The organism is SAR324 cluster bacterium, assembly GCA_029245725.1.
Classification (GTDB): Bacteria; SAR324; SAR324; order SAR324; family NAC60-12; genus JCVI-SCAAA005.
The window spans coordinates 1-8,745 of the sequence record JAQWOT010000070.1; the positions used below are offsets into that span (position 1 = coordinate 1).

An 8,745-nucleotide genomic window follows, 5' to 3' on the forward strand; every position below is an offset into this window, starting at 1 on the left:
GGCAATTTGACTGCTGATCGAGAGATTGAAATCGTTTTACGGGCCCGAGATTATGATGATCGCCCACAGCCTCGAGGGAAGCAAGCAAGAGGCTTTGCTGGCCATGGTGCTTTATACGGGAGAACTACTGGCATCTGGCAAACTGTCTGGATGGAGCCAGTTCCACAGATTCACCTACAACGCCCTCGTCTGACTCCTGTTGGATCCACAGAATCCTTGCAGGTTGTACAGCCTTTGAGCATTCCGACCGAGGGACATCAGGTTCGTTTCCAAATCCTTGCCGATGGGAAAGAGGTTGCCTCCAAGACCTTAAAAACAAATGCTGATTTCACTCTTCAAGCAGATATCCCTTTACCCACAGTGCGACGTTGGACTATAGAGGATCCTTTCCTCTATGAAGTGAATGTAGAGTTGCGGAATACTAGCAATGCAGTCGTCGATTCTTACCAAAGTTACTTCGGCTTTCGAACGGTATCGTTGGATGGCAAGAAGTTTAAACTCAACGGCAAAACGATCTTCCAGCGGCTTGTACTGGACCAAGGTTACTACCCAGACGGATTGATGACGGCTCCTCGTGATGAGGATCTAGTTGAAGATATTCGGCTCAGTTTAGAGGCTGGTTTCAATGGAGCGCGGCTTCACCAGAAAGTGTTCGAAGAACGTTTCCTGTACCATGCCGATCGCATGGGTTACCTGGTCTGGGGAGAATTTGGAGACTGGGGTGCAGCCAATCTTGGACGCTTTCCTCACCATCAAAGCTTTTCTGCTTCCTACATCACAGAGTGGCTTGAAGCTATCGAGCGGGATTATTCACATCCAAGTATTGTAGGTTGGTGTCCTCTCAACGAAACTTGGGAACCTATCATGGAGGAGATGTCGCAACTGGATGACATCACAAAAGGTATGTTCCTGGCGACCAAGGCCATGGATCCAACTCGGCCTGTACTGGACACATCGGGTTACTCCCATCGGATTCATGAGACCGATGTCTACGACTGCCACGACTACACTCAGGATCCAGAAAAGTTTGCAGAACATCACTCACATGTTGGCGAGGGAGACCCCTATCAGAATGAGTGGAAGGTAGAGGGGCCTCATCTGCGAGATTATCGTGGGCGACCTCTCAAACAACGTTGGTCAACCCCTTACCGAGGTCAACCCTACTTTGTCAGCGAGTTTGGGGGAATTTGGTGGAACCCAGAAGATGAGCATCGTGATTCCTGGGGATACGGTGAGAGACCGAAAAATATCGAAGAGTTTTATGACCGCTTTGAAAAACTCTGTACGATCCTGCTAAAGAATCCGCTAATGTTCGGCTATTGCTATACCCAACTCACCGATATTGATCAGGAGCAAAACGGGATCTACACCTATCGGCGAGATATTAAATTTGACATGCAGCGCATCCGGCGTGTTCAGACCCAGATCGCAGCTATTGAGAAGCTAGCAGACTAAGCTTTTCAAATGCAGGGCTTCTCTAAAAGTTAATCACTCGCAGGGTCTCTCTCTCATTTAGAGAAGCCAACGGTCTCATTCTGCTTCTGTATCTTCCTCACAATCACGGTATTCCACCTTGCCATCAGGCAAGATCGTATTGCAAAGCTTTGCCTTTTTGAACAGCGTGTTCTCTGTAATCGCTTCTCGTAGGTCAATACCGTACAAGTTTGCATCGGTCAAATCGGCATCCGTCAAGTCAGCGCCTTGAAGTCGGATTCGATGTAAGTTTGCTCCAACTAGCTTGGCTTGGCTCAGTACAGCTTTGCTCAGATCTGCTTCTCGTATGTCTGCGCCTGACAAGTCTACCTCACTCAAATTCGCTTCACTCAAATTTGCTTCGCTTAGATCCGCATTCGTCAAGTCAGCACCAACCAAATTAGCACCTCGTAATTTCGCTCCAGACAATTTGGCACCTGAAAGGTCTGCTCCTTCGAGGTTTGCGTGCAACAAATCGACTTCCGTCAAATCTGCACTCTTCAAGTTGGCTTCTGGTAAATTGGCTTCATGCAGATCAGCAAAGAACAGTAAGGCTCCCGATAAGTCCACCTGTGCCAAATTGGCTTGGTGAAGATTGACCCCGTTCAAGTCAGCTCCATGGAGATCCGATCCTACCAGATTGGCCTCCTGCAAATCGGCTTTTGCTAAATTGGCTTTGGACAGCTTGGCTTCTCGCAGATCTGAAGAATACAGGACGGCCTTGGGCAAATCGGCTTTCGAAAGATCTACACCAAACAACTCGCCCTTAGGACAAACCTTGGTCTCCAGAAGTTGACGCAAGTGCTCAGGATCGTGGTTTTTCATTTTGTGTTTACATCTTTCAGTTGGAACAACTCAGATCACGAACAGAAAAATTAAACAAACCAGGTCCACTACGGCCAGAACCAGCAGAATCGGCAGATATTTTTTGATGGTCGGATGAAGCATTGGACTCAATGGAATTCAGCCATGTTTTTCCAGGCTTCCCGCAGTTTTTCGATGTTAAAGCCTGGTTGTTGGCTGGCATTGATCAGGATCCGCTCCTTATCAAAAATCTTCTGGGCCATCTCAACAATTTCCTGAATTCCGTCTTGGGGAACAACCACAGCACCATGCATATCTGCATGAATCAAATCTCCGTCCTCGACATCCATACCATGGACGGTCACCGACTGCCCCCAGTCCACAAGGTGCACCCAGGCATGTGATGGATTAACCATCCCAGCCAGCATTTGAAACTTGTCCTGGGCATCTGGAATGTCTCGAACACAACCATTGGTAATGACTCCCAGGCAACCAAGGCCATAGTGCAAATTACTATTCACCTCTCCCCAAAACGAACCGTAGCCCGGCATCTCGTCTAGATCCTGGATCACAGAAATACTTGGTATAGGGCCTCCTTCAGCCACATAGCTGTAGTAACTATCTCGATTCCAGGCATCTGTGGGCTGATGCATTGCTCGTAATCTGGCAGTTCGTGCATGCCCCACGATAGAAGGCAAAGAGGGACGTGAGCAGGTAAATGGGCGAATCGTGAAGCCCCGATTTCTTCGATTCGGATACACGGCCTCAATTGCATTGCAAACCGTCGGGGTATCCAGTGCTTTCAAGGCTTGAAGCGATTGCTCATTTGATTGTGTCATTTTTCTAGTGCTCATTTAATGATTATCAAGAAGTGATCTTCTGAGAGGAAACGAATGTAACCAACCATTTTTATCACTATTTATTTAGATCAACCGTAGTCATTTTGTCAGCAAAGAACGCCCGTTGGATACCACGTACGCTTTCGCCTCCATCCACAACAATATTCGAACCTACACTGTAATTGCCTGCATCAGAAGCTAGAAAAATGGCTGCTCCTGCTATATTCCCTTTCTCACCAACTCGTTTGCCTGGTATGTAATTGCGCATCTCTTCGGTATAGTCTCGAGCAATTTGATTTAAGTCTGTAGGGAAATCTCCCGGAGAAATTGTGTTGATGTAGATGCCTTCCCAAGCCAAGCTGTCCCCAAGATGTTTACCCAATTGGATCAACCCTGCCTTGCTGACACCATAGGCAAAATTATAGAAAGGATTGATCTTTCCACAGCCATCAATCGAAGCAATATTGATTACTTTTTTCGGAGTTTCTGGAGAGCAATCCACTCGCATATAAGGGAGAAAAGCCTGGATCAAAAAATAGATAGATTTGATGTTGAGATCCATGACCCGATCCCAATCCGATTCAGTCACATCGTCCAATGCCTTGCCACCATCGGAGATGCCAGCGTTATTGACAAGAATATCGAGTCGAGATTCTCTCTCGGCAAACTGGGACACAAATTGTTTGATCCCAGCCAGGTCTTTCAAATCTGCAGAAATGACCTCACACTCCCCTAGCTTGGAAAATTCCGCTTGCTTCGACTTTAGTTGCTCTGCATTGCGGGCCACCAGGTACACCCTAGCCCCAAAGTTCAGGAATCCCTCGGCAATCATAGCCCCGATTCCCATTGAGCCGCCGGTGACCACAGCCACCTTGTTCTTTAAAGAGAACATATCTTTCATCCTGAATCTCTCAAAAATTGAATTTGTTGCGAATTCTGACTATCCCAAGCAGATCAATAACTTGGAATCCCTAAACTAGCCACTACAGACTGTCCAGTAAATTGTTCCTTCTCTACCTTTAAAAAGTTTAAAGATCAAAGGTAAATCAAAGAATTCACCCTAACTTTAGATGGCTCACTAAGATATGCAATAGCATTCAACTTCAAAAACTTGTACACCAACAGAGTACTCAAACCTTTAGAGATATTCCTCATCTACAAAGTCTAACCAAAAGATGAAACCCGAACTTTCCAACCAGCAAATCTTACAATTTCTGACCGAAAAATATGGATCTGAACTGCAATGGGCTCCCATTGCCGAGGGAATGGAATCTCGAGTACTCACATTTGTTTGGGAGAACCAGCAATATATCCTGCGAGTGAATCCCAATCAGTCTGGATTTCAGAAAGATCGCTGGTGCTTTCAACAGTTTCATTCTGAAGAGTTGCCAATTCCTGAAATTGTTGAGATTGGCTCATTCTCACCCTACTATGCCTACAGTATTTCCCATCGACTTTCTGGTATCACACTTGAGGACAGTGCAAGTCCAACTCTCCAACAACTCACTCCGTACGTTAGTCAGGTTTGGAGGGTAATTAGCCAAGCGCCGCTGCCAAGCTCTGAAGGCTTTGGTCCTTTTGACGAGTACGGACACGCTACCTTCTCATCCTGGCAATCCTTTTTACAGTCAACAGTACATGGGAAAGATCAACAGTGGGACCATCTGTTTGCCAGTAATTTGCTAGATGCCACAGCACTTGAACCTGTGATGCAGAGCTATCTCCAACTGACTGAGCATTGTCCTGAAGAACGCAAGCTGGTGCACGGAGACTTTGGTTCTAATAATGTATTAATCAATGGTCAAAAGATTACTGGAGTATTGGACTGGGACTGTGCGCTCTATGGGGATCCACTTTTTGATGTAGCTGGGAGTTTTTTCTGGTCACCATGGCTCGACTGCATGCGAATTCAGTCAGAGTTCTTTCAGCAAACACTAAAGAACGAAACCAACTTTGCTGTGCGCCAGCAGTGCTATCAACTGCGTTGTGGACTTGAAGAAATCCATGAAAATGCTTTGGCAGGAAATCAAAAATTATTGAACTGGCTCCTCAACCGAACTATGTGGATTCATCAAGCAATTTAGAACTGAATTTTTAGCCGGGAGGTCTGCACAGACTCACTTACACTCCACCACAAGATGACTTGTTGCTTGCGTCACGAAGGAGTCTCCATGCGGGATGGTAAAAGCAGTGACTCGGTCTAGAATATCGTATCCTCCTGGACATACTGTCCCCGCCTCTTTATAGCATTCATGGTGTTCTAGTTGATCTGAAGCCAAGGTTAGCGTCCGACCCAAACCCGTACACTCCAGCGTATGGATTTCCCCACCACTTGGCCCTGTTTGCTTGGGACTTCCTTGGCAGCTGCAGAAGAACCACACAGCACCAATATTGATAAAAATTTTGAAGGGTTTCATTCGCTGTATTGCAAGACCATCAAGTTTTGAAGATGAATTTGATTTCTGCAAGGCATCCAAACTTGATACCCGAACGTTCACTATCACTTCAGCCAAACTCTTCCTGCTTTCGCCGTAGGTGCATCGCATAGGCTTTACAGCACATCCCCGTGAGATGCCCCGTAAAGTATCCAAGAAAAGCAATCGAGAACGCTATCGACATAGTCCGTTCATTAAACACTCCAGTAAAGGCCAGAATAGATCCAAGTGCGGCTGCTAATTCTCCTGCATCCTTTGCCACATGGGAAGTTTCCTCCCAAAAATCAACTGAGTTTTGAGGCCGGCGTGTGTAGACGACAAAGAAAGTGAAACCCCACACAACGATGATCGTGGGTAGGTCAATAAAACGCTCAAAGATCGGACGCTGCAAAATCACAGAGTCCTCTGTACAGTAAAATCCTCGCTCTGGAGAGTAGGCCTCTTCACAGACACCAGTCGGACTTTCAAACCGAAATGTGGACGATTGAAAGTCAAAGTGTGTTGCGACAAACACGATTATCAGAATTCCAAGAAATCGTAAGCGAATCCCCATTTTACTCCTCCAATGCAGTTTATCTCGCAGTTTATAGAACCTGAATGCGTTAATCCTAAGTACTTCCCTGCAACACCCCCAAGTTGACACGCTCTCCATACCATCGTTTTGAGATCATGACTCCGTTCCTCTTAGGGTTAAAATCTCTTTGATCAAGCAGTTCAAATACCTGATCTAGGAAGGCAATTGCATCCTCCAGTCCCACATCTTTTGGATGTGGCTCGCTCACCCACAGAGTGACCTCCCCCCGTCATCCTCCCCAAAATTTTTTCCCTGCCCTAAGCTTTGCGAACCAACCAACACTACTCAGGGAAAAATCATGAAAAATTTCGTCTCAAAAACAACAAAATCATTACTGATGACTCTTCTTGTTGTTCCGGCTCTATCAGCCTGTAAGAACATGCCTCCAATCGAACAAACCTCACCTCTACTAGGTGCTTATCTTCAGGGTTCTAACGTTTTGGAAGGTAATTTTCTCGAGAGCGATTCTTTTGAATTTAATCTTTCTCAAACATTTCAGCCACAAATCGAATTCATCGAGCAACTCGATTTTCAGTGGGTTGAAGAAGGGGTGCAATGGACGCAAACTACTGCGATAGATTTGTTCGACTTCGAAATTCCTGATGTGGACATTCCCGAACTTAGCGTCCCAAATGTAGCCCTTCCAACGATTAGTCTCCCAGAAGTCAGCCTTCCTGACGTAAGCCTGATTGGGTCGATCTTGCCAGTGACGGAGGCTGAAGAAGTGAAAGAATTACAAGATAACAAAAATGAATCCTTCCTAGCTAAAAAAAATCTGGTGAAAGCAAGCTTGATGGATGTTGATCTTTCTGCGGTTGATCTCTCTGGCAAAGACCTTTCTGGCGCAGACCTGCGAGGTTCAGATCTGAGCCACGCTGACCTCACAGGAGCTAACCTAACTGGAGCACAGCTTTGGCAGGCAAAGCTGAGAAAAGTAGCCTTGCGAGACACGGATCTATCTGGGATGGATTTCTCTGAAATGGATCTGAGTGGGGCAGATCTAAGGGGCGTCAACCTGAGTGGGGCCAATCTGTGGGGAACCAAACTATACCGCACAAATCTGAGTGGGGCCAATTTGAGTGGAGCCCGTCTCTCTAATGCAGATCTCTCTCAGTCAGAGCTCAGTGGAGCCAATCTTTCCAACGCTGAACTCTATAACACACAGTTAAGGAGAGCCAATCTCAGTGCAGCCAACCTCTCCGGAGCAGATCTACAAAAAGCCCAATTGACACATACCAATCTGCACAAGGCCAACCTGACAAGTGCCTGGCTAGCTGGTGCAAATCTAAAGGAGGCCAATCTCTCTGAAGCAAATCTCTTCCGAAGCACTCTGCATGGTGCAAACCTACAAGATGCAGATCTAAGCGCGGCAAACTTGATGGAAGCATCACTGATCAAGGCCAACCTGCAGGATGTGGATCTGCAGGACGCGGATCTGAATAAGACCATTCTGTTCAAAGCCTCTGTCAGCAAATCTGCTCTGATTGAAGCGCAACTGTGCCTCACCAGCCTACCCGACTACACAATGCATAACCGAGATTGTGAGCAAACGCGATCAATCTAAGCTCTGATTTCTCTGTTTTCTTCCAAATGGCTTGACTTCATGGATCAGCAAAGGATGTTTCATCTGGGATTCCTATTAAGTTCAAGCATCTGGTCACTTTGCTTTTCAACTTTATACCCCTAAAAAAACATCATGGTTCACCGAGCTTTGTTTCAGTCCCTGGTGCTGGGATTTTTTCTTTTTTCTGTACAAAACATTTTAGCAAACGATTCGAAAGAAGCACGTACCCAGGCAGCTGAGAGATACCTGGCAGTAGTACCGATTTCCCAACTGCTTGATGACACTTTCAGAGAGATGAGCAAATCCTTGCCAAAAGCTATCCGTGAGGGATTCGTAGCACAAATGCGGATTGTCGTCAGAGCAGATGTTCTTGAAGCAGCCACTCGAGCATCACTGGTCAGACATTTCACCGTTGGTGAATTAAACGCAATGGCTGAATTCTACAGTTCTCCTCATGGAGCCAGTGCCATGCGAAAATTCGGAGCCTACATGGCTGACGTGATGCCCGCTGTTCAGGAAGAGATGATTTTGAGACTGGATCACATGGAACGCCAGGTAGAATAGTTTTTGCCAGCTTCATTCATAGCGAATTTAGGATTTCCTAGGTAGGTTCAGTGTTTGTAATTACCAGATGAACTCGAAAGGCAGCTAAAATCGCAAGCGTGACATGAACACTTCTATTCAAGCCAATCCTTTTACTGCCTCAGTCTGGTGCCAGCTTCTTCCTCTCCTCCTATCTATCAGCGGACCACTCGTCCTCTACCTATTCACGATACCCCGTACCGTGGTGCTGGAAGACGATGGACTTTTTCTGATGGTTGCCAAGCATTTTGGGATCGCCCATCCTCCAGGTTATCCCCTCTTCACTGGCATCGCTCACCTATTTATGCAGTTTCCCTTTGGTACGGATGCCTTTCGAGGACACCTTGCCAGCGCGTTTCTGGGGGCTCTTGCCTGTGGAGTGCTGTTTGGCTGTGCTCGACTACTTGGGTCGTCTGTGTGGGCAGCTTTGGCTGGAGCCTGGGCATTTGGAGCATCTGAGCACTTCTGGTCACA

The 8,745-nt window shown here is 46.6% G+C and carries 11 protein-coding genes; 5 read left to right on the forward strand and 6 right to left on the reverse strand.

Translation table 11 applies throughout. The annotated features are described in order from the left end of the window. The coding region (locus tag P8O70_03035; GenBank protein ID MDG2195857.1) for a glycoside hydrolase family 2 TIM barrel-domain containing protein at positions 1 to 1,455 on the forward strand (1,455 nt) is incomplete at its 5' end. A gap of 75 nt (positions 1,456 to 1,530) precedes the next feature. Here P8O70_03035 and P8O70_03040 read toward each other — a convergent pair. The 3 genes from P8O70_03040 to P8O70_03050 all read right to left on the reverse strand — a co-directional run bounded on the left by P8O70_03040 (position 1,531) and on the right by P8O70_03050 (position 4,008). Then, positions 1,531 to 2,298, reverse strand: a complete 768-nt coding sequence (locus tag P8O70_03040; GenBank protein ID MDG2195858.1) for a pentapeptide repeat-containing protein — start codon at positions 2,296 to 2,298, stop codon at positions 1,531 to 1,533. Positions 2,299 to 2,426: 128 nt separating this feature from the next. Continuing rightward, the gene (locus tag P8O70_03045; GenBank protein MDG2195859.1) at positions 2,427 to 3,116 is read right to left on the reverse strand and encodes an RraA family protein; all 690 of its coding nucleotides are present in this window, start codon (positions 3,114 to 3,116) and stop codon (positions 2,427 to 2,429) included. Positions 3,117 to 3,192: 76 nt separating this feature from the next. Further along, positions 3,193 to 4,008: an SDR family oxidoreductase gene (locus P8O70_03050; GenBank protein ID MDG2195860.1), complete on the reverse strand. Its 816-nt coding sequence runs from the start codon at positions 4,006 to 4,008 to the stop codon at positions 3,193 to 3,195. A 283-nt stretch (positions 4,009 to 4,291) separates the two neighbouring features. Here P8O70_03050 and P8O70_03055 point away from each other — a divergent pair, with 283 nt between their 5' ends. Next, positions 4,292 to 5,200, forward strand: coding sequence for an aminoglycoside phosphotransferase family protein (locus tag P8O70_03055; protein MDG2195861.1), 909 nt, complete (start codon positions 4,292 to 4,294; stop codon positions 5,198 to 5,200). A 33-nt stretch (positions 5,201 to 5,233) separates the two neighbouring features. Here P8O70_03055 and P8O70_03060 read toward each other — a convergent pair whose 3' ends face one another. Genes P8O70_03060 through P8O70_03070 form a run of 3 tightly spaced genes read right to left on the reverse strand, consistent with a single transcriptional unit; the run spans position 5,234 to position 6,333 of the window. Continuing rightward, a complete protein-coding gene (locus P8O70_03060; GenBank protein ID MDG2195862.1) occupies positions 5,234 to 5,629 on the reverse strand; it encodes a hypothetical protein in 396 nt (131 codons plus the stop codon). Further along, a complete protein-coding gene (locus tag P8O70_03065; protein MDG2195863.1) occupies positions 5,622 to 6,104 on the reverse strand; it encodes a hypothetical protein in 483 nt (160 codons plus the stop codon). The genes P8O70_03060 and P8O70_03065 overlap by 8 nt, the downstream gene beginning before the upstream one ends. Before the next feature lie 55 nt (positions 6,105 to 6,159). Beyond that, positions 6,160 to 6,333, reverse strand: coding sequence for a hypothetical protein (locus P8O70_03070; GenBank protein MDG2195864.1), 174 nt, complete (start codon positions 6,331 to 6,333; stop codon positions 6,160 to 6,162). A 90-nt stretch (positions 6,334 to 6,423) separates the two neighbouring features. Between P8O70_03070 and P8O70_03075 the strand changes: the two genes are divergently transcribed. From P8O70_03075 to P8O70_03085, 3 genes are all read left to right on the forward strand, one after another. Further along, entirely contained in the window at positions 6,424 to 7,689 is a 1,266-nt protein-coding gene (locus tag P8O70_03075; GenBank protein MDG2195865.1) for a pentapeptide repeat-containing protein, read from the forward strand. 132 nt (positions 7,690 to 7,821) lie between these two features. Then, positions 7,822 to 8,253 (forward strand): DUF2059 domain-containing protein, encoded by a 432-nt coding sequence (locus P8O70_03080; GenBank protein MDG2195866.1) that lies wholly within the window; start codon positions 7,822 to 7,824, stop codon positions 8,251 to 8,253. Positions 8,254 to 8,356: 103 nt separating this feature from the next. After that, positions 8,357 to 8,745: DUF2723 domain-containing protein (locus P8O70_03085; protein MDG2195867.1), on the forward strand; the 389-nt coding region annotated here is incomplete at its 3' end.

Coding starts and splice junctions, on each gene's coding strand:
- P8O70_03040 (MDG2195858.1), bottom strand. CDS start 2,298: ATGAAAAACCACGATCCTGAGCACTTGCGTCAACTTCTGGAGACCAAG.
- P8O70_03045 (MDG2195859.1), bottom strand. CDS start 3,116: ATGACACAATCAAATGAGCAATCGCTTCAAGCCTTGAAAGCACTGGAT.
- P8O70_03050 (MDG2195860.1), bottom strand. CDS start 4,008: ATGTTCTCTTTAAAGAACAAGGTGGCTGTGGTCACCGGCGGCTCAATG.
- P8O70_03055 (MDG2195861.1), top strand. CDS start 4,292: ATGAAACCCGAACTTTCCAACCAGCAAATCTTACAATTTCTGACCGAA.
- P8O70_03065 (MDG2195863.1), bottom strand. CDS start 6,104: ATGGGGATTCGCTTACGATTTCTTGGAATTCTGATAATCGTGTTTGTC.
- P8O70_03075 (MDG2195865.1), top strand. CDS start 6,424: ATGAAAAATTTCGTCTCAAAAACAACAAAATCATTACTGATGACTCTT.
- P8O70_03080 (MDG2195866.1), top strand. CDS start 7,822: ATGGTTCACCGAGCTTTGTTTCAGTCCCTGGTGCTGGGATTTTTTCTT.